We start from the raw sequence: 19,093 nt of genomic DNA on the forward strand, positions 1-19,093 counted from the left end.
CACCAATATTTTGGATGGTTGAACCTTATGTCTAACAAAACCGCCGTCATTGGCTTCCTCGGTACTACTTTAGACAATGGCTTTAATGACAAGCGTTGGCAACGTTGGCGACCAACCGTCAGTTTAGGCCTGCATGATGAGTTGCTCGTCGATGAGCTGCATATCTTATATAGCAAGCGCGATAAGCGGCTATTTAAAATTATTACCGATGATATTGCGCAGGTCAGCCCAAACACTACCGTGATTGGTCATCATGTCGCGTTGACCAGTCCGTGGGATTTTGCCGACGTTTATGCTGAGCTGTATGACTTTGCCGCAGGGTTTGATTTTCAGGACAATACCGATTACTTATTGCACCTGACCACGGGTACGCATGTGGCGCAGATTTGCTGGTTTTTGTTGGTAGAGGCGGGATTTATCCCAGCTGATTTGATTCAGACTTCCCCTTGCCCAAGACCCGACCAAGCCGATCCGCAAGGGCGCTATCAAGTGATTGATTTGGACGTCTCGCGCTATGATGGATTACGTGAACGCTTTGAAGCAGAAAAACAGCAACATTGGCAAACCTTGCAAGCCAATCTAGTCACCCAAAATGCCGCTTATCAAAAGCTCATCTCCGATATCGAAAAAGTCGCCACCCGATCAACTGCACCCATACTACTGATGGGCGCAACAGGGGCGGGCAAGTCGCAACTGGCAGGCCAAATTTACGCGCTTAAAAAAGCCAAAGCCAGCAGTACGCAAGGCAAAAACATGCTCGAACAATTCGTCGAGGTAAACTGCGCCACGCTGCGTGGTGACACCGCCATGAGTGTGTTATTCGGTCATGTCAAAGGTGCCTTTACGGGCGCTGCGACGAGCCGTGATGGGCTACTAAAATCAGCCGATGGTGGGTTATTATTCTTAGATGAAATCGGAGAGCTTGGGCTGGATGAGCAAGCGATGCTATTGACCGCACTGGAGGAACAACGCTTTTACCCGCTCGGTAGTGATACGCCGATTAGCGTGTCGTTTCAGCTAATGGCAGGTACTAATAAAGACTTGCGGCAAGCGGTTGCTAATGGTGAGTTTCGGGCAGATTTATTTGCGCGTCTCAATACGTGGACGTTCTTTCTGCCATCACTCAAAGATAGGTTGGAAGATTTACCTGCCAATATTGACTATGAGCTAGCGCGCTTGGGTAGCGAGCAGCAGCAGCACTACCGATTTACCCCAGAAGCAAGGCAGCTGTATGAAGCTTTTGCGATGAGTGCGGATGCGACATGGGAGGGGAACTTTCGTGATTTGACGGCCAGTATGATTCGTCTGACCACGCTGGCTGAAAGTAAGGTGATTAGGGAAGTAGACGTACAAGCAGAGATTGAGCGCTTAACACATCTTTGGGAGTTGCCTGACAGTTCAAACGGCTCTAATAGCTTAAACAGCGGTAATGTTAGGACTAAAAATAGCCTAAGCAATAACAGCTTTGATTCCGTTTTAAATAGTGAAACCATCGAGCAAGGTAGCCATAATATTTTAATAAAATATCTAGATGAGGAAACTCTTGCGACTATTGATCCGTTTGATGCAGTGCAATTGGCATATGTGATTGAGGTTTGTATCAACCATAAAAACCAAGCAGCGGCGGGGCGCTATCTATATACCAACTCACGCGATAAATTAAAAAGCCCGAACGATAGCGATAGATTGCGTAAGTATCTAATGAAATTTGAGCTGCGGTTTGATGAGCTAAAATGAAGCATCTTTCATAAGATAAAACCCATCAACTAAGCCAGGATGCTCGTACTATAGCTCTATTATATATTTTTAAACCCCACTCCCAATCCGCTCAGCCAATGCCTGCAATTTTGGCACAATCATCGCCGCATAGTCATCTGCTTCCCAGTTGGCACTTGGCACACTGGCATTGAGTGAGTAGGTATATTGTCCAGTCGCGACATCAAATACACCAATGGCGACCGCCAATATATCAGTAGAAAACTCCCCATCAGACACGGTATAGCCATATTTCTCATAATGCTCAGTCGCGCTGGCTAGGGCAGTTTGTGCATGGTTATAATCCTCATCAGACAAATTCTCTTGTAGATTGCTAATGATGACAGCCTGTCTTGTTTGCGCGCTTGCCGCATAAAAAGCCCGTCCAATGGCAGTGCGTGCGACGGGTACAGCTGAGCCAACTTGCAAGTTAACTGACAGGCGAGCAGGGCTACGACAGCAGGCGTGATAGCGCATCTCTCCTTCGACTTCGGTTGCCAAATTCACTGATACTTCATTCTCACTAGCAAACTGTCGCAGTAAAGGTTCAGCCGCTGCGACCATATCGTGGCGACTCCACGCGGTCGCACTTAGACGTACAGCACTACTGCCCAATTGATAATGTCCGTGCTCAGTGACACGTAAAAACCCAAGCGTAGTTAAGGTATGGATAAGACGGGTAATGGTTGCTTTTGGCAGATCTGTCATCTGACACAGCTGCTGATGGGTGAGCCGCTCATGATGCTCAAAAGCCGCCAGTATGATCAGTCCCCGTGCCAATGCAGTCACAAACTGTCGGTCGTTCTCTTCTTTGCTCTGACTCATAACGCCATGCATGCGTTCTAATAGTGGCGTAACTGTCGATGATGGTTTTGTCATTTTATTCCTATCTCTTTTGATGGCGATATTTTTTGATAAAGGTTTACAGCGCAGCGAAAGTTTGCTTTAATGGTTTTAAATTATGAAACTAAGTTTTGCACAGCGGAATAACGAAGTCAATGACTTGTTAGACCAAATGATGTATCAATCACTATTCGTCAGTCAGGATGACTGATACCAAGGAGATCCACATGGCAACATCTACCAGCCCACGCTTTGATTGGGAAGATCCTTTTTTACTACGTGACCAGCTTACTGAAGAAGAACGCATGGTTACAGACAGCGCCCGTCAGTTTTTTCAAAAAGAGCTAATGCCGGGTATCGTTGAAGCCAATCGCAACGAGAATTTTGATCGTAATATCATGCGTCAAATGGGTGAAATGGGTTTGCTGGGTGTCACGATTGAAGGTTATGGCTGTGCTGGTTTATCAAGTGTGGCTTATGGTCTGATTGCCAAGGAAGTGGAAGCAGTAGACTCGGGTTATCGTTCAGCGATGAGCGTACAGTCAAGCCTAGTGATGCATCCTATTTGGGCATATGGTACAGAAGAGCAAAGAGAGCGTTATCTACCTAAGCTTGCTTCGGGTGAGTACGTAGGATGCTTCGGTTTGACTGAACCAGACTCGGGGTCAGATCCTTCATCAATGTCTACTCGTGCACGCGCAGTGGACGGTGGCTATGAGCTGACGGGTAATAAAATGTGGATTACCAACAGCCCTATCGCTGACGTGTTTGTCGTGTGGGCAAAAGATGATGCTGGCGAGATTCGTGGTTTTGTTTTAGACAAAGGCATGAAGGGCTTGTCTGCGCCGAAAATCGAAGGCAAATTCTCATTACGTGCATCAGTCACGGGTGAGATCGTCATGGACAAAGTATTCGTTCCTGAAGCCAATGCTTTCCCAGATATCCGTGGTCTAAAAGGACCATTTGGCTGCTTGAATAAAGCCCGTTATGGTATCGCTTGGGGTTCGATGGGTGCGGCTGAATTCTGCTGGAAAGCAGCTCGTCAGTACACGCTCGATCGTAAGCAGTTTGGTCGTCCGCTAGCGGCAACGCAGCTGGTACAGTTGAAGCTTGCCAATATGCAGACTGAAATCACGTTAGGTCTACAAGCGGCGCTACGCGTGGGTCGTTTGATGGATGAGGACAATGCAGCACCTGAGATGATCTCACTCATTAAACGTAATAACTGCGGTAAGGCACTGGATATCGCACGTATCGCTCGTGATATGCATGGCGGTAACGGTATCTCTGATGAGTTCCATATCATCCGTCACGTCATGAACTTAGAGGCTGTTAATACCTATGAAGGGACGCATGATATCCACGCGCTTATCCTAGGTCGTGCGCAAACAGGGATTCAAGCGTTCTTTTAAACTGAATTTAAGTTAAATGTTCAGATTTAGCACATGCCCTAACGTACGTTATTGTTTGGCTTTTTACGAAGCATATATAAGCAGTAGCGTACGTTTTTCAGTTGTTGTTCATGATGTAACTTCTTAGCAATTACATCATGAATAACAATTTTATTATCAAAATACGCCACACAATAAGGGATTATTATGACTGTCGATAGCAATAGCGATAACAGCAATGAATTGGCAAAAGGCGCATTGCACGGGATTAAAGTTCTCGACCTATCGAGAGTGCTGGCAGGGCCTTCTTGTACGCAGGTATTGGCAGATCTTGGTGCCGAAGTTATCAAGATTGAGCGTCCACATATTGGCGATGAAACTCGCCACTGGGCACCGCCAACATTCAGCGATGATACGTCTGCTTATTATGCGACGATTAACCGTAATAAAAAGTCACTCACGGTCGATATCACTACTGATGCAGGGCAGGCCATCATTAAGAAACTGGCCGCTGATAGTGATATCTTGGTAGAGAACTTCAAAGTGGGCGGTCTAAAAAAGTACGGCTTGGATTATGACAGTCTAAAACAACACAATCCGCGCCTGATTTATGCGTCATTGACAGGGTTTGGTCAGACAGGTCCAGATGCCGCGCGCCCTGGTTATGATTATATTATCCAAGGGTTGTCAGGGCTGATGAGTATCACAGGCCCTAGTGATGGCGAACCTCATAAAGTTGGCGTGGCAGTCGTTGATTTGTTTGCAGGGTTGCAGCTGACGATTGGTATTCAAGCGGCTTTGATTGCTCGTGAGACTACCGGGTTAGGGCAACAGGTAGACGTTGCACTTTTAGATAGTGCGCTTGCGATGCTGGCCAATGTGGGTATGAACCATTTGGCATCAGGAAAAGTGCCACCCAGACTGGGCAATCAGCATCCTAATATCGTGCCTTATCAAGTATTCGCAGGTCAGGGCGAGCAGCACTTTATCTTAGCCTGTGGTAATGACAGTCAGTTTGCCAAACTGTGTGACGTGCTTGCAGTTGATTGGTATATGGATGAGCGTTTTACGACCAACCCTAACCGTGTTGCTAATCGTGAGCTACTGTGCGCTGAGTTGAGTAAGAAATTTGCCGAGCAACCACGCACATATTGGCTAGAGGTTTTAGATCAAGCAGGTATTCCATGCGGAGCGATTCATAACGTGGCTGAAGCATTGGCCATGCCGCAAGCGCTGGCACGTGAGATGGTCGTTGATTTTAGCACTCAAGGTAGTCCGGTAAAAGCACTTGGTAGCCCAATTAAACTATCTGCATCGCCCGTCACTTATCGTACGCCGCCACCGAAATTGAGCGAGCATACCGATAGCACGCTTGCTGATTTGGGCTATGACAGCGAGATGATAGCCAAGCTCAAAGCCGATGGGATTGTTTAAAGCAGTTCTTATAGCCGTATATTTACAATCATCAGTGTTCGAAATAAAAGCTAGGAAATAAAGTTTTTTAAACAAAAAAATCTAAAACCAAGTAGTCTCAAACAAGGAATGTTGAGCATGAAAATCTATAGCCATGAAAACCTAAGCCTGCATAGACCACTCCCTTATTTTTCTTATGGAAAGATGCATGAGCCGTTAGAAGTGCCAGAGCGTATGGTCGAGTTTTTAAAAGCACCAGCTACATTGGGCTTAGAGGTGACGACTGCTATCGATGTTGGCATCGGGCCAATATTAGCGGTTCATGATTTTGGTTATGTTGAGTTTCTCAAGCATGGCTATGATGACTGGATGGCAGTGGAGGAAGATCTAGGCGCACAAGTGCAAACAGGGATTTTTGTACCTTATGATAACCCTGGCATTGGAATCATGGCCAAAGCGGCGAAATACCAAGCGGATGATAGTGCGCCCATCAGCGAGCATTCTTGGACCTCTATCTATTGGTCAGCTCAGACCGCACTCAATGCAGCTGAAGCACTGCTGAATGACAATGCGTCAGATACCGAGCGTGCCGACAGTCATATACAGCTTTGCTTTTCACGGCCGCCTGGTCATCATGCTCGCAAAAGCGCCGCTGGTGGATTTTGCTATCTAAATAATGCAGCCATCATCGTCGAACATCTACGTCAAAAATACGCAAAAATTGCCATTATCGATACAGATATGCACCACGGACAAGGTATCCAAGAGATATTTTATGATCGTAAAGACGTGCTGTATACCTCGGTACATGGCGATCCTGTTAATTTTTATCCAGCAGTGACAGGACATGTGTTTGAAAAAGGTGTAGGCGAGGGTGAAGGCTACAATATCAATTTCCCGATGCCACATGGCACCGATGAAACGGGATTTTTTGAGTATGTTGATAAGTCTATCGAGGCGATGACGCTATTTGACCCTGATGTTATCGTTCACGTATTGGGCTTTGATGTTTATGAAAACGATCCAGAAGCGAGATGTGCCGTGAGTACCGAAGGCTTTAAAGTATTGGCACAAAAGATGAAAGCGCTAAACAAGCCATTGATTGTCTTAGTTGAAGGTGGCTACTATATTCAAAAGCTCAATGATAATTTGCAAGCCTTTTTATCGGGGCTTATTGCAGAATAGAGCTAACGCAGCTGAAAAATCAGTAGCAATAGAGAGCAAGAAAATTGGTTGCAGGGTTTGGTGGCTTTAAACTCTGCAACTATACCTTATGAGTGAGAAATAAACCCCAAACGCTTTTCAATTTGCTCAGCCAATTCAATCAAAACAGCACTCACTTCCTCGCGTCTTATCTCATACTCTCCCTGCAAAAAACTCACCGCCATACCAGCGATGGCAACACCTGATGCATTACGAATATAAGTCCCTAAGCAATACATTCCATCACGCAATTGCCCATTGTCCAATGAGATGCGGCTACTGTTAATGAGGGTCGTCTCAATAGCGAATGACTCAAAATCACGCACACAGTTTTGGGTCAATGGCTCAGGAAACGTGTCTTCGTATAATGATTTTATAGCACTCATCGACATGGTCGACAGCATGGCTTTGCCCGTTGCAGAAAATACCGCAGGCACACGTACTCCAGCACGGAAAGTAAAGCCGAGCGGCGCAGGCGATTCGTGACAGGCCAAAAATACCACTTCACCCAAATCTAGTTTTGACAACGTGACCGTATGCTGCAGCAGTACAGGGTATTGTACGATAAGGTCTTTGAATAACTGTATAACCCCTTGCTGCTGTTCGTACTTTCCCGCCCAATACATGAGATATGAGCCTAAATGAAAGCGGCTATCAACGTCTTTATAAATGACATGTTTGGTCAGTAGACTTTGCAAAATATTGTGGGTTGAGCTACGAGGTAGGTCAAGTTGCTTAGAAATATGAGCGGCTGTCAGCGGTTGAGGGCTATCAGTAATTAAATCTAAAATTTGAAACATTTTGTCCAATGCTGGAACGGCAGTTGTGCTCATAGTGCGCCTATAAAAGTGAAGTAAAATAAAGGGCTATTAACCAATGATTAAAATATTATTATTAAGGGTTGCAAAACACATCATATCATTCTTATAATGATGTCTCATATATAGAATTGTTGTTCAGTATATTGAACATATTATTAGTTATCAACTATTATTCGTGACTGTAAGTGTCGTGGCTTTGTTTATCATAATAAACAAGCATGACGCTTAAGAACAAGGAGCGTTACCATGCCAAAAAACATACTGCAACTATCAAATCCAGATTTACTTAAACAACAGTGCCTGACCAAAGACGGTTGGTATGGTGCTAGCGATGCAGAAACCCTCGATGTAAACAACCCTTTTAATAATGAACTTATTGGCACAGTGCCAAGTCTGACGACTGAAGACGTTAATGACGCTGTTGCTTACTCTCATGACGCTCAAATCGCTTGGGCAGCTAAGACCGCAAAAGAGCGTGCAGAGCTGCTGCAAAAATGGGCAGACCTCATTGATGCTAATAAAGAAGATCTTGCGATTATCATGACCGCTGAGCAAGGTAAGCCTTTGACTGAATCACGTGGCGAAATTGGTTATGCAAATAGCTTCATTCGCTGGTTTGCAGAAGAAGGTAAGCGCATCTATGGCGATGTCATTCCTGCCAATAGCACGCAGTTACGTCACGTCGTGCTCAAGCAGCCAGTTGGTGTTTGTGCCGCTATTACACCTTGGAACTTTCCATCGGCGATGATTACCCGTAAAGCCGCTCCTGCATTGGCAGCTGGCTGTACGATTATTATCAAACCTGCGACTGAAACGCCATTCTCTGCTTTGGCACTGGGTGTATTAGCAGAAGAAGCGGGTATCCCAGCTGGTGTTATTCAAGTGGTCACTGGTCAATCAGCGGTGATTGGTGAAATCCTAACGGGTGATGCACGTATTCATAAGTTGTCGTTTACTGGTTCTACACAAGTGGGTCGTATATTGATGGCTCAGTGTGCACCAACCATCAAAAAACTATCGTTAGAGCTGGGTGGTAATGCCCCGTTTATCGTCTTTGATGATGCAGATCTTGAAAAAGCAGCGATAGGTCTTATTGCGTCTAAATATCGTAATGCTGGTCAAACTTGTGTTTGTGCCAACCGTGTTTACGTACAAGAGAGCATCAAACAAGAATTCTTAGATGTGTTCGTCAAAAAAGTCGCTGAGCTAAATGTCGGTAATGGCATGGATGAAGGCGTCGATATTGGACCTCTCATCAATAAAAAAGCCCTAGATAAAGTACAAGCGCTACTTAAAGATGCATTAGATAAAGGTGCGAAGCTTATCACTGGTGGCAGCATCAATAGCGCGTCAGAGCTGGCATACAATCCGACCGTTATTACGGACATCAGTAGTGATATGGATATCGCGTCTGAGGAAATTTTTGGCCCTATCGCTACCATCTTTACTTTTAAAGATGAAGCAGAAGTCATTCGTAAAGCCAATGACACCATCTATGGCTTAGCGGCTTATTTCTATAGTAGTGATTACGCTCGTTCATGGCGTGTGACCGAAGGCTTAGAGTACGGCATCATCGGCCACAACACTGGTTTGATTTCTACAGAAGTAGCACCGTTTGGTGGTGTGAAACAATCAGGCTTTGGTCGCGAAGGCTCAAAATACGGCATCGAAGATTACGTAGTAACCAAGTACTGGTGTTCTGACGTTAGCTAATATAGTCATTCCACTATATTGAATCGACTATATAACGATCGCTAAAACGTAATACCCATTTTAATGGTAGCCATTGTGATGGTACTAGTACCATCACAATGACATCGATAGTAATAATATTGATAGTAATGAATTTAATACAACCAACACCACATGAAAAAAGGACATTCTGATGACCACGAACACCCAAACCACTAACGAAGCATTACTTGCCCGCCGTAAAGCTGTTTTACCTACCGGCCTTGGTATCGCGTTTCCTATCTTTGCCGAAAGAGCAAAAAACTCAGAGATTTGGGACGTTGAAGGCAATCGTTATATTGATTTTATTGGTGGTATCTCGGTATTAAATACTGGTCATAGTCATCCAAAGATTACCCAACGTGTGCATGAGCAAGTCGACAAATTCACGCATACTGCTGCACAAATTGTTAGCTATGAAAGCTACGTTGACCTTGCAGAAAAACTGTGTGAAAAAGCACCTATCAGCGGTCCAACCAAAGCATTGTTTTTGACCACTGGTGCTGAAGCCGTCGAAAACTGCATCAAGATCGCTCGTGCGAAAACCCGTCGCCCAGGCATCATCTCTTTCGTTGGTGGCTGGCATGGTCGCACCATGATGTGCATGAGCCTAACTGGTAAAGTATTGCCGTACAAAAAGAACTTTGGCCCAATGCCTGGTCCTGTCTTCCATGCATTGTTCCCTGCCGAAGAGTTAAATATCACAGAAGCACAGGCACTGCATAGCCTTGATATGATTTTCCAAGCTGACATCGATCCAAGCGAAGTAGCGGCAATGATTATTGAGCCTATTCAAGGCGAGGGTGGTTTCCATCAAGTAACACCATCATTTGCCAAAGCATTACGTGAGATTTGTGATGAGCATGGCATTGTACTGATTTTTGATGAAGTCCAGTGTGGCTTTGCCAGAACGGGTACTTTGTTTGCAGGCGAGCAGTTAGGTGTGGAGCCAGACTTGATGACCACAGCTAAGAGTTTGGCTGGTGGCTATCCTGTGTCAGCAGTTATTGGTCGTGCCGACATTATGGATGCACCGCAAGTAGGTGGTTTGGGTGGTACGTATTCTGGTAGCCCGATTGCGTTGGCAGCAGCATTGGCTGTCATAGAAGTGATTGAAGAAGAAAACTTGCTTGAGCGTAGTGTCGTGATTGGCGATACCATTGCCGAATTCTTAAAAGGCTTAAATCTGAGCAGCATTGGCAACATTCGCTATAAAGGTGCCATGCTAGCATTTGATTTGGTTGATAGTGAAGGCAAGCCAGATGCCACTGCCACTGCCAATCTTAAACAGAAGTCTTTTGAGCAAGGCCTGTTACTAGCGTCTTGTGGTATGTATGGCAATGCGATCCGCGTAATGGTGCCATTGACGGTTGAAGATGAAATTTTACAAGAAGGCCTTGATATCATTGGCGGTATATTAACTGCTTAATTTGAACAGCAATGTTTTAAAAGGCAGTGATTTAAAAGCAATGGTAAGCCTGTCCTGAGAGTAATTAAGAGTACTTACTCTGAGTGATTGAATAAATAACGGCGCCTTGCATGACAAGACGCCGTTATTTTTTTGAGCGGGCTTTTATTATGACCGAAATACAAGGTCAATATAGTGAATGAATAAAGCGATTTAACCCCATTCATAGGTATGCCCTATGAGAGGGTAAGTACGGAAAATAACGATAATGGGCTATGCCCGAATACACTAAAGCCAGCTTAGCTTTGACGAGTTAATCTGGGTGACACATAGACAAGGAGTAAGTTATGTCTGGACTAAAAAAATCGCTAGGGATGTTTGATATCATAGCCTTAGCATTTGGTGCTATGGTAGGTTGGGGTTGGGTAGTACTGGCTGGCGGCTGGATTTTATCTGCTGGTACGTGGGGCGCGATGTTAGCGTTTTTATTGGGTGGTTTGGCAGTGATACTGATTGGTGTGACTTATGCTGAGCTCGCTTCATCAATGCCTATCACGGGCGGTGAGCATACTTATACCCACCGAGCATTAGGGGTCAATGTTTCCTTTATCTGCTCATGGAGTATTCTATTTGGTTATTTCTCAGTCGTCGCATTTGAGGCAGTCGCCTTGCCGACGGTGGTTGAGTATTTTATTCCCAATTATAATCAGGGTTATCTTTGGACGATCGCTGGTTGGGATGTCTATGCCACTTGGGTAGGTGTAGGGATGCTGGGGTCAGTGATTGTCACATGGCTGAATGTACGAGGCATGGAAGTCAGTGCATGGTTCCAAAAAACAGCGGTTGTAGGGATCTTGTTTGTCGGTATATTACTGTTCATTGGCGCGGCATTATATAATCCTGCGACATCGACTGCGATACAAGCTCCGGCGTTTATTGGTGGCGCTGCTGGCGTGATGGCAGTTATCGTGATGGTTCCCTTTATGTTCGTCGGCTTTGATGTGATTCCACAAGCGGCTGAAGAGATTGATTTAACCCGTCCTAATATCGGCAAATTCCTAATCGTATCAATAACAATTGCGGTACTTTGGTATATCGCAGTTGCATGGAGTGTGGGTACCACATTGCCATTGATTCAAGCCGAAAACTCTACCTTGGCGACCGCGGATGCAATGACCAATGCGTGGCATGGCAAATGGGCCGGTATTTTACTGGTTATCGGTGGCGTATTGGGTATTTTATCAAGCTGGAATGCGTTCTTGATTGGTGGTAGTCGTCTACTATATGCAATGTCAAAAGCGCATATGTTGCCAGCATTCTTAAGTAAATTACATCCAAAATATAATACACCTGTTAATGCGATTTTATTGATTGGTGGTTTAGCCACGCTCGCGCCATTATTTGGTCGCAAAATGTTGGTTTGGATTGTTGATGCTGGTGGTTTTGGTATCGTCATTGCTTATACTTGTGTTGCTATCTCTTTCTTAGTGCTGCGCTACCGTGAGCCTGATATGGTACGTCCATTTAAGATACCTGCAGGTAAACTGGTGGGTATGATCACGATCGCACTAAGCTTTGGCTTATTGGCACTATACATGCCAGGTATGCCATCTGCGCTTACCGCTATCGAATGGTGGATTTTCTTTGGTTGGACGGTGTTAGGTGTGGCGCTATATGGTTATGCAACCATTAAGTACCCTGGCAAAAGTGAAGCCATCATGGCAGAAGAGTTGCGCGAATTAAAAATCGTGAATCAGCTGTGGTTGAAAGACAATCCACCAAAAAACTAAATCTATTTAAAATATCCATTAAAAAAGCCTAACGTCAAACGTTAGGCTTTTTTTAGTTTATGCAATTAAAGTTTTATTTCTCTTAAAACTTGCTCTTAAGACTTATTACGAATCAGCTTATAGTTTAAGAATTCAGTAATACCTAACGTACCTAGCTCACGACCGAAACCTGAGCGCTTAACACCACCGAATGGTGTATTGGCTTCACTACCAGATGGGGCATTGATAGTGACCATGCCCACTTCTAATTTCTCAGCGATTTCTGCGGCCAGTTCTGGATTTTGCGTCTGAATAGAAGCGCCAAGACCAAATGGCACATCGTTAGCGATTTGGATGGCATGGTCGACATCACGAGCTTTATAAATGACAGCAACAGGGCCGAATAGTTCTTGACGATAGACATCCATTGACTCAGTCACATCCGTTAGTACAGCTGGGGCAAACCAAGCACCTGGCTTATCTTTTACTATGCCGCCTTCTACTAAAACAGTAGCACCCGCTTGAATGGCGCTATCCAGCTGCTTTTGAAGACCATCGGCTGCCGCTTTTGAAGACATTGGTCCCATAAACGTTTGCTCGTCTAATGGGTCTGCCAATGTCATGGCACGTACGTTATCGGTGAATGCTTGAACGAATTGATCATAAACGTCATCGACGATAATTAGGCGTTTAGCGGCATTACAGGCTTGGCCGACATTACCAAAACGACCTGAGATGGCTCTTTGTACGGCTTTTTTGATATCAGCATCAGCAGTAACGATAAAGGCATCCGAACCACCAAGCTCTAAGACAACCTTTTTGAGTGCGCCGCCAGCTTCTTTTGCAACCGCTTGACCTGCACGCTCAGAACCCGTCAATGAAACACCCTGTACGCGTGTATCGTTGATGATGGTCGCTGATTGCTCATTGGTCGCAAAGATATTGTTATAAACCCCATCAGGCATGCCTGCGTCTTTCATGATATCGACGATAATTTCGGCTGTCTTAGGGCATTGCGGTGCATGCTTTAGAATAATGGTGTTACCCGCCATGGCGTTTGGCGCGACGAAGCGAGCTACTTGATAGTGTGGATAGTTCCAAGGCATGATGCCTAGTAGTGCACCTACAGGGCGTTTTTCTACAGAAGCTGTTCCTGTATCAACGTCGATGGTATTAGGTGCTAATAGCTGCTCAGCATTGTCTGCATAATAGCGATAGATGTCAGCGACCAGACCAATCTCACCTTTTGCTTGAGCGACTGGTTTACCCATCTCATTGGCGACGATACGTGCTAGCTCTTCTTGACGGTCAAGATAGATATCAGCGACTTTATGGAGTAGCGCACTGCGTTCACTTAGTGGAACATGACGCCAGCTTTGATAAGCTGTGTCCGCTTGCTCAATCACTTGTTGGATATCTTGTTCGGTTGCCGTAGGGTAGGTGGCTTCGAGTTCGCCTGTGGCTGGGTTATTTACTTGATAATCGCTCATAAAAAGTCCTTTTGTTTACATTTTATTTTTGGTTATGTTTAGAAAGCAATGTATAAAATACATAAATCTCGTTATTGCGCGTTGGCGATAGGCTGCTGCTGAGTAATACAGTGGATATTGCCGCCGCCAAATACAATCTCTTTCGTTCGTACTCCAACTACCTGATGCTGAGGGAAGATTTTTTCAAGCTGCTCAATCGCTAAACTGTCATTAACGTCATCATATTGCGGCACAATGACACCGTCATTACAGATCAAGAAGTTGGCGTAAGAAGAGATACATAATGCGTCATCCAATCGGGATTTTGCATCTTCTGACTGAGTAATATCAGCATTGTCAGGCAAGGTTACAGATTGCTTGGTACAGCATAGCTTATGCACTTTTAACTGCCGACCTTTGGCATCCGTCATTTCTGAGAGCTGCTGATACGCCTTTTGAGTGGCTTCATAGAATGGATGTTCAGTATCATCAGTAAATAAGCAGACCACTTCGCCAGGTCGCGCAAAGCAGGCAATATCATCAATGTGCCCAGTGGTTTCATCAGGATCGATACCGTCATCAATCCACAGCACTTTTTCGACATTTAGATGCGATTTCAGCATGTCTTCGATTTGCGCTTCATTTAAGTGAGGGTTGCGCCCAGGACTGAGCAAGCACATACGGGTGGTCAATACCGTACCTTCTCCATCGACATGAAACGCGCCGCCTTCTAGTACGAAACCGTCTGTACGATAGCGCTCAATATCTAAGTGCTCGCACAGTCTCTCGGCGAGCTTGTCGTCGTCATCCCAAGGCGTATAAAGGCCATCGTAATCGCCGCCCCATGCATTAAATGTCCAATCACAAGCACGTATATCGCCAGCATCGTTGATTAAAAAAGTCGGAGCGGTATCACGTGCCCACGCATCATTGCTTGGCATGGCTATCACATCGATATTATCGGGCAGTTGCGCACGGCAATTATCAAAATCATCAGCGTTGACCAAAACGCCAACCTCACTGAATTGGCTAATGGTGCTAGCAACGTCTGCATATGCTGCTTGCGCGGGGACGGCTTTTTGTCGCCAATTGTCTTCTCGATATGGCCATACCATCCAGACTTTTTGTATAGGTGCAAATTCTGCAGGCATATAAAAGCCGTCTTGTTTGGGGGTTGAACCTGTCAGTAATGTGGACATAAAGTCACCTTATCGAACTCAAGCAGTTATAGAAATAGAGGAAGTGGGTTAGCCGTGCGTGAGTAATGTGCCATACATTGATGGGCGACGGTCGCGGAACACGCCCCATTGACGACGCTGTTCTGCCAGTGCATCCAGATCAAACGTGGCCATGATAAATTCGCTTTTATCGGTCGAGGCTTCTTGTATAATCTCGCCGCGTCCATCAGTGATAAACGAGCTGCCATAAAACTGCATGGTGCTGTCAGTGCCATTTTGGCTGATGGTTTCTTCGCCAATACGGTTGGAGGCGATAACAGGCATGAGGTTAGCCGCAGAGTGTCCTTGCATACAGCGCTGCCAGTGGCCAGTTGAGTTGATGTTTAGAGTTGGTTCATCACCAATGGCGGTTGGATACAGCAGCATTTCTGCACCCATCAATGCCATGCTACGTGCGCATTCAGGGAACCACTGATCCCAGCAAATACCCACACCGATTTTGCCGTACTTAGTGTTCCAAACTTTAAAACCAGTGTCACCAGGCGTAAAGTAGAATTTTTCGGCATAAGGAATGCCATCTGGAATGTGAGTTTTGCGATAAGTGCCCAGTATTTCGCCATCGGTATCAATAATGGTCACGCTATTAAACATCGCATTGCCTGATTTTTCATAAAAGCTGATAGGCAGTACCACTTCAAGCGACTTGGCCAGTTCTTTGAAATGATTGATGGCCGTATTGTGCTCGACTTCGGTAGCCAAGTTGAAATATTCAAAATCATGTACTTGGCAAAAATAAGGGGTTTCGAATAACTCTTGTAGCAAGATGATATTGGCACCAGCTTTCGCAGCTTCAGTGACCAATGCAGTGGCTTTATCGATGTTTTCTTGTTTGTCCCAAGTGCAGGCTATTTGAGTGCTGGCAACAGTAACTGATCGCATGGTGTAGCTCCTTGATTATAATTTGTCTTTTATATGAATAAAATAAAGCGTAATAAAAGTAAGGTTTGGTCATAGTAACGGTTTAAATAGTGATGTATTTAAACCGTATTGTGGTTAAGAAGTTATTTAGCAGTGAGAGTAGCAGTAGCAGCTTCTTTACTCACTATCTAGCGTTAAGCCATCATAAAACCAAGTCCTAAGAAGGTAACAACCGATAGCACAGCACCAAGCATCGCATAAGGGAACTGCGTGAAGGCATGCTGCATGGGTGAACAACCAGCACCTTGTGCGGCTAATAGTGATGAATCACTAAAGAAGCAAGCATGACTACCAAACGATGACGCTGATAACAAAGCACCGATAACCAATGGCGTGCTAACACCTAGTGCAGCTGCTACTGGGAATACAATCGGCATGGCAAGGACGTATAGGCCCCAGCTTGATGAGGTTGCAAAGGTTAAGAAAGCCATGACAGCGAAAATAACAGCAGGGAAGATAATAATCGTCATATGCGGTGAGATAGCGTCAATGACATACATGGTCATACCAAGCTCGTCGTTAATGGCTTTCAAAAAGAAACCACCAATAACGGTCGATAATGGATATAACATGACTTTAAAGCCTGTAAAAATAGACTCTACTTGGGTCTCAAAACTTAAAAGACCTTGTGCCCAATAGACCATCACGGTCACAAAACAGGTAAGCAATGCGCCTCTTAATAAATCCACTTCAAAGTAAATAGTTGAGACGATAAGCAAAATCATTGGGAATGCAAAGTTAAAAATATTGGCTTTGAATGATAACGTGCGTTTGGCTTTGACATTTGAAACCAATTGCTCATCGACAAAGTCTTCTGGAACAGGGTTGCCTTCTTTGGCGCGTTTCTCTGCACGTTTCATCGGACCCCAGTCGCCTAAGATACCGTAAGCCACCAAAAAAACAATAAGTAGGGCAAACCAAGCATAAGCCATAAAAGGGATAGAGCTGATATAAAGCGACATACCAGCGCCGTCTGCTGCCACGCCATTTTCCTCTAACAGGCCTGAAAAGTAGACCGCCCAGGTAGAGATAGGAACGATTACACACATAGGAGCAGCGGTAGAATCGACAATATAAGCGAGTTTTTCACGAGACACGCCATAAGTATCTGTCAGTTTTTTCACTGAGGTCGAAACGGCCAAACAGTTTAGGTAATCATCGATAAAGACCACAACACCTAATGCAAAAGTCGCGAGTAACGACTGTCTGCGTGATTTAATAATTCTTTTGAGCCATTCACTAAAACCATCTAAGCAACCACTCACTTCGAGCAATTGAATAAGACCACCCATGAGACCACAAACAAGGACGATCCAAATAATGGTTTCGTTACCGAGTACGGCTGAGATATTATCTGCAAAAGGGGAGACTAGATCGAATGGATTGAGCATGACAAGGCCAGCAACACAGCCTGCGATCATTGACTCAAAGGGGCGTCTGGAGACGATGGCAATGATGAGTACCAGCATGGTGGGTAGTAAGGAGAGGATTCCCCAAGACTCTGATGCATCGCGGGTGGATGATAACCAGACAAAGGCAAGATAGATAGCTATTCCCACTACGACAGTGAGAAATACTCGTTTGTTATGATACTGCTCTTCAACAGCGTCATTGAGTTTCATGTTCATGGTGACGTTCCTTGTGTGACATTATGGCTTATATAGAAAAGATCCTGTTTTTAAGGTGATGATCGATAGGAAGTACGAGTGGACTTCCTATCGAGTTAGTAATAACAATCTGTTGCATTAATGGCTTCAAAGTCTTGCTTATCATTAAGCAGAAAATTGAAGCCATTACGTTACTTATAAGCCAGTCGTGTCTTTTAGCGCGTACCACCATGATCCCATCATAGAGTAAGGTACTCGTAGTGCGCGACCACCAGGGAAAGGAATCCATGGAATTTTTGCAAACGTGTCAAACTCTTTGGTATTGCCATTGATAGCATCAGCCAATATCTGTCCAAACAGATGCGAGCCTGTCACGCCATGTCCACTATAACCGTGTGCAAAAAACACGCGATCATGTAGCTTGCCCATCTGCGGTACCCGTGAAAAAGACAACGCAAAGTTACCGCTCCATGCATAATCAATTTTTACATCGCGCAGCTCTGGGAAAATCTTATTCATGTTGGGTCTGATTTTGGCAGTGATATCAGAAGGATCTTGACCACCGTAGACTGTACCACCACCAAACAACATACGCTTATCTGCTGACAGGCGATAGTAATCAAGGATATAGCGGACATCTTCGACACAGACGTCAGTTGGGAGCAGCTTGTCTGCTAAGTCACCTAATGGTTCGGTGGCGATAATTTGTGTCGATACGGGCATGACTCGGTCAGTTAGCTTAGGAATGACTTTGTTTAAGTAAGCGTTACCGCACATAACGGCTTGCTTACAAGTGACCGTGCCAAACTCAGTGATGACCTTGATATGATCATCAGCATATTCAACATCAACGACTAGCGTGTTTTCATAAATAGTACCGCCACGTGATTCAATGGCAGCGGCTTCGCCAAGCGCAAGATTTAGCGGATGAAAATGTCCACCTGAATGATCGATAACCCCGCCTACATAAGCCTCTGACTTGATATGCTCTTGCATGCCATATTTGTCTAGCATTTCGCGATCATGCATGCCGTGGCTTTCCCATAGTGCATGCGTTTTCTGCAAATCTTTTAATTGCCCGTTGTTTAAGGCAGCAAAGATATTCTTTTCTTTCAAATCGCAGCTGATGTCGTAGTCTTGGATTAGTCGACGAATGATTTTGCCACCGCGTGTGACGAGCTGACCGACAAAATCGGCGTTTTGTTGACCATAAGAGCTTTTGATTTTTTCTAAGCTCGCATTCAGACCGTTGACAATCTGACCACCGTTACGGCCTGATGCACCCCAACCAATCTGTGCGCCTTCTAGCACGACCACTTCGTGATCTGTCTCCATGAGATGCAGTGCCGTTGATAGGCCACTATAGCCGCCACCCACCACGCAAATCTCAACATGAATGTCATTTTCTAGCGTTGGTCTATCTGGTTTAGGATTGCGACTGGCAGCATAGTAGCTATCAGGATACTGTCCTTTATCTGAATAATGCGGGATATTGCGCGTGTTATTAGACGGTTTGCTATTTGACAT

At 45.0% G+C, this 19,093-nt stretch carries 14 protein-coding genes; 7 read left to right on the plus strand and 7 right to left on the minus strand.

From position 1 onward, the window contains the following. Positions 1-27 precede the first annotated feature (27 nt). The gene (gene rtcR, locus I6E84_RS09435) at positions 28-1,737 is read left to right on the plus strand and encodes an RNA repair transcriptional activator RtcR (RefSeq protein ID WP_197217675.1); all 1,710 of its coding nucleotides are present in this window, start codon (positions 28-30) and stop codon (positions 1,735-1,737) included. A 69-nt stretch (positions 1,738-1,806) separates the two neighbouring features. Here rtcR and I6E84_RS09440 read toward each other — a convergent pair whose 3' ends face one another. After that, positions 1,807-2,634, minus strand: coding sequence for an IclR family transcriptional regulator (locus tag I6E84_RS09440; RefSeq protein ID WP_197217676.1), 828 nt, complete (start codon positions 2,632-2,634; stop codon positions 1,807-1,809). 191 nt (positions 2,635-2,825) lie between these two features. Between I6E84_RS09440 and I6E84_RS09445 the strand changes: the two genes are divergently transcribed. The 3 genes from I6E84_RS09445 to I6E84_RS09455 all read left to right on the plus strand — a co-directional run bounded on the left by I6E84_RS09445 (position 2,826) and on the right by I6E84_RS09455 (position 6,587). Then, the gene (locus I6E84_RS09445) at positions 2,826-4,010 is read left to right on the plus strand and encodes an acyl-CoA dehydrogenase (RefSeq protein WP_010198628.1); all 1,185 of its coding nucleotides are present in this window, start codon (positions 2,826-2,828) and stop codon (positions 4,008-4,010) included. A 186-nt stretch (positions 4,011-4,196) separates the two neighbouring features. Then, entirely contained in the window at positions 4,197-5,423 is a 1,227-nt protein-coding gene (locus I6E84_RS09450) for a CaiB/BaiF CoA transferase family protein (protein WP_197217678.1), read from the plus strand. A 117-nt stretch (positions 5,424-5,540) separates the two neighbouring features. After that, on the plus strand, positions 5,541-6,587 hold the full coding sequence (locus tag I6E84_RS09455; protein WP_197217680.1) for a histone deacetylase family protein: 1,047 nt from the start codon (positions 5,541-5,543) through the stop codon (positions 6,585-6,587). 86 nt (positions 6,588-6,673) lie between these two features. Here I6E84_RS09455 and I6E84_RS09460 read toward each other — a convergent pair whose 3' ends face one another. Beyond that, the gene (locus I6E84_RS09460; RefSeq protein ID WP_197217682.1) at positions 6,674-7,438 is read right to left on the minus strand and encodes an IclR family transcriptional regulator; all 765 of its coding nucleotides are present in this window, start codon (positions 7,436-7,438) and stop codon (positions 6,674-6,676) included. 234 nt (positions 7,439-7,672) lie between these two features. On the opposite strand from I6E84_RS09460, the gene I6E84_RS09465 reads away from it, so the two are divergent. The 3 genes from I6E84_RS09465 to I6E84_RS09475 all read left to right on the plus strand — a co-directional run bounded on the left by I6E84_RS09465 (position 7,673) and on the right by I6E84_RS09475 (position 12,355). Further along, the gene (locus I6E84_RS09465) at positions 7,673-9,139 is read left to right on the plus strand and encodes an NAD-dependent succinate-semialdehyde dehydrogenase (RefSeq protein ID WP_197217683.1); all 1,467 of its coding nucleotides are present in this window, start codon (positions 7,673-7,675) and stop codon (positions 9,137-9,139) included. Positions 9,140-9,311: 172 nt separating this feature from the next. Continuing rightward, positions 9,312-10,586, plus strand: coding sequence for a 4-aminobutyrate--2-oxoglutarate transaminase (gene gabT, locus I6E84_RS09470; protein WP_197217684.1), 1,275 nt, complete (start codon positions 9,312-9,314; stop codon positions 10,584-10,586). A gap of 326 nt (positions 10,587-10,912) precedes the next feature. Then, complete coding sequence (locus I6E84_RS09475; protein ID WP_197217685.1) at positions 10,913-12,355, plus strand: APC family permease; 1,443 nt, start codon at positions 10,913-10,915, stop codon at positions 12,353-12,355. Positions 12,356-12,450: 95 nt separating this feature from the next. Here I6E84_RS09475 and I6E84_RS09480 read toward each other — a convergent pair whose 3' ends face one another. The 5 genes from I6E84_RS09480 to I6E84_RS09500 all read right to left on the minus strand — a co-directional run bounded on the left by I6E84_RS09480 (position 12,451) and on the right by I6E84_RS09500 (position 19,093). Then, entirely contained in the window at positions 12,451-13,824 is a 1,374-nt protein-coding gene (locus I6E84_RS09480; RefSeq protein ID WP_197217686.1) for an NAD-dependent succinate-semialdehyde dehydrogenase, read from the minus strand. Between the two features lie 71 nt (positions 13,825-13,895). Continuing rightward, a complete protein-coding gene (aguA, locus tag I6E84_RS09485; RefSeq protein WP_197217687.1) occupies positions 13,896-15,002 on the minus strand; it encodes an agmatine deiminase in 1,107 nt (368 codons plus the stop codon). Between the two features lie 48 nt (positions 15,003-15,050). After that, positions 15,051-15,920, minus strand: a complete 870-nt coding sequence (gene aguB, locus I6E84_RS09490) for an N-carbamoylputrescine amidase (protein WP_197217689.1) — start codon at positions 15,918-15,920, stop codon at positions 15,051-15,053. 173 nt (positions 15,921-16,093) lie between these two features. Beyond that, a complete protein-coding gene (locus I6E84_RS09495) occupies positions 16,094-17,587 on the minus strand; it encodes a Na+/H+ antiporter NhaC family protein (protein WP_197217691.1) in 1,494 nt (497 codons plus the stop codon). Between the two features lie 174 nt (positions 17,588-17,761). Continuing rightward, a complete protein-coding gene (locus tag I6E84_RS09500) occupies positions 17,762-19,093 on the minus strand; it encodes an NAD(P)/FAD-dependent oxidoreductase (RefSeq protein ID WP_227681423.1) in 1,332 nt (443 codons plus the stop codon).

Source organism: Psychrobacter sp. SCQQ22, from assembly GCF_015864605.1.
GTDB classification, from domain to species: domain Bacteria; phylum Pseudomonadota; class Gammaproteobacteria; order Pseudomonadales; family Moraxellaceae; genus Psychrobacter; species Psychrobacter fozii.

Bases quoted from the DNA above. Each gene is read 5' to 3' on its own strand.
- rtcR (WP_197217675.1), top strand. From the start codon at position 28: ATGTCTAACAAAACCGCCGTCATTGGCTTCCTCGGTACTACTTTAGAC.
- I6E84_RS09440 (WP_197217676.1), bottom strand. From the start codon at position 2,634: ATGACAAAACCATCATCGACAGTTACGCCACTATTAGAACGCATGCAT.
- I6E84_RS09445 (WP_010198628.1), top strand. From the start codon at position 2,826: ATGGCAACATCTACCAGCCCACGCTTTGATTGGGAAGATCCTTTTTTA.
- I6E84_RS09450 (WP_197217678.1), top strand. From the start codon at position 4,197: ATGACTGTCGATAGCAATAGCGATAACAGCAATGAATTGGCAAAAGGC.
- I6E84_RS09455 (WP_197217680.1), top strand. From the start codon at position 5,541: ATGAAAATCTATAGCCATGAAAACCTAAGCCTGCATAGACCACTCCCT.
- I6E84_RS09460 (WP_197217682.1), bottom strand. From the start codon at position 7,438: ATGAGCACAACTGCCGTTCCAGCATTGGACAAAATGTTTCAAATTTTA.
- I6E84_RS09465 (WP_197217683.1), top strand. From the start codon at position 7,673: ATGCCAAAAAACATACTGCAACTATCAAATCCAGATTTACTTAAACAA.
- gabT (WP_197217684.1), top strand. From the start codon at position 9,312: ATGACCACGAACACCCAAACCACTAACGAAGCATTACTTGCCCGCCGT.
- I6E84_RS09475 (WP_197217685.1), top strand. From the start codon at position 10,913: ATGTCTGGACTAAAAAAATCGCTAGGGATGTTTGATATCATAGCCTTA.
- I6E84_RS09480 (WP_197217686.1), bottom strand. From the start codon at position 13,824: ATGAGCGATTATCAAGTAAATAACCCAGCCACAGGCGAACTCGAAGCC.
- aguA (WP_197217687.1), bottom strand. From the start codon at position 15,002: ATGTCCACATTACTGACAGGTTCAACCCCCAAACAAGACGGCTTTTAT.
- aguB (WP_197217689.1), bottom strand. From the start codon at position 15,920: ATGCGATCAGTTACTGTTGCCAGCACTCAAATAGCCTGCACTTGGGAC.
- I6E84_RS09495 (WP_197217691.1), bottom strand. From the start codon at position 17,587: ATGAACATGAAACTCAATGACGCTGTTGAAGAGCAGTATCATAACAAA.
- I6E84_RS09500 (WP_227681423.1), bottom strand. From the start codon at position 19,093: ATGTCAAATAGCAAACCGTCTAATAACACGCGCAATATCCCGCATTAT.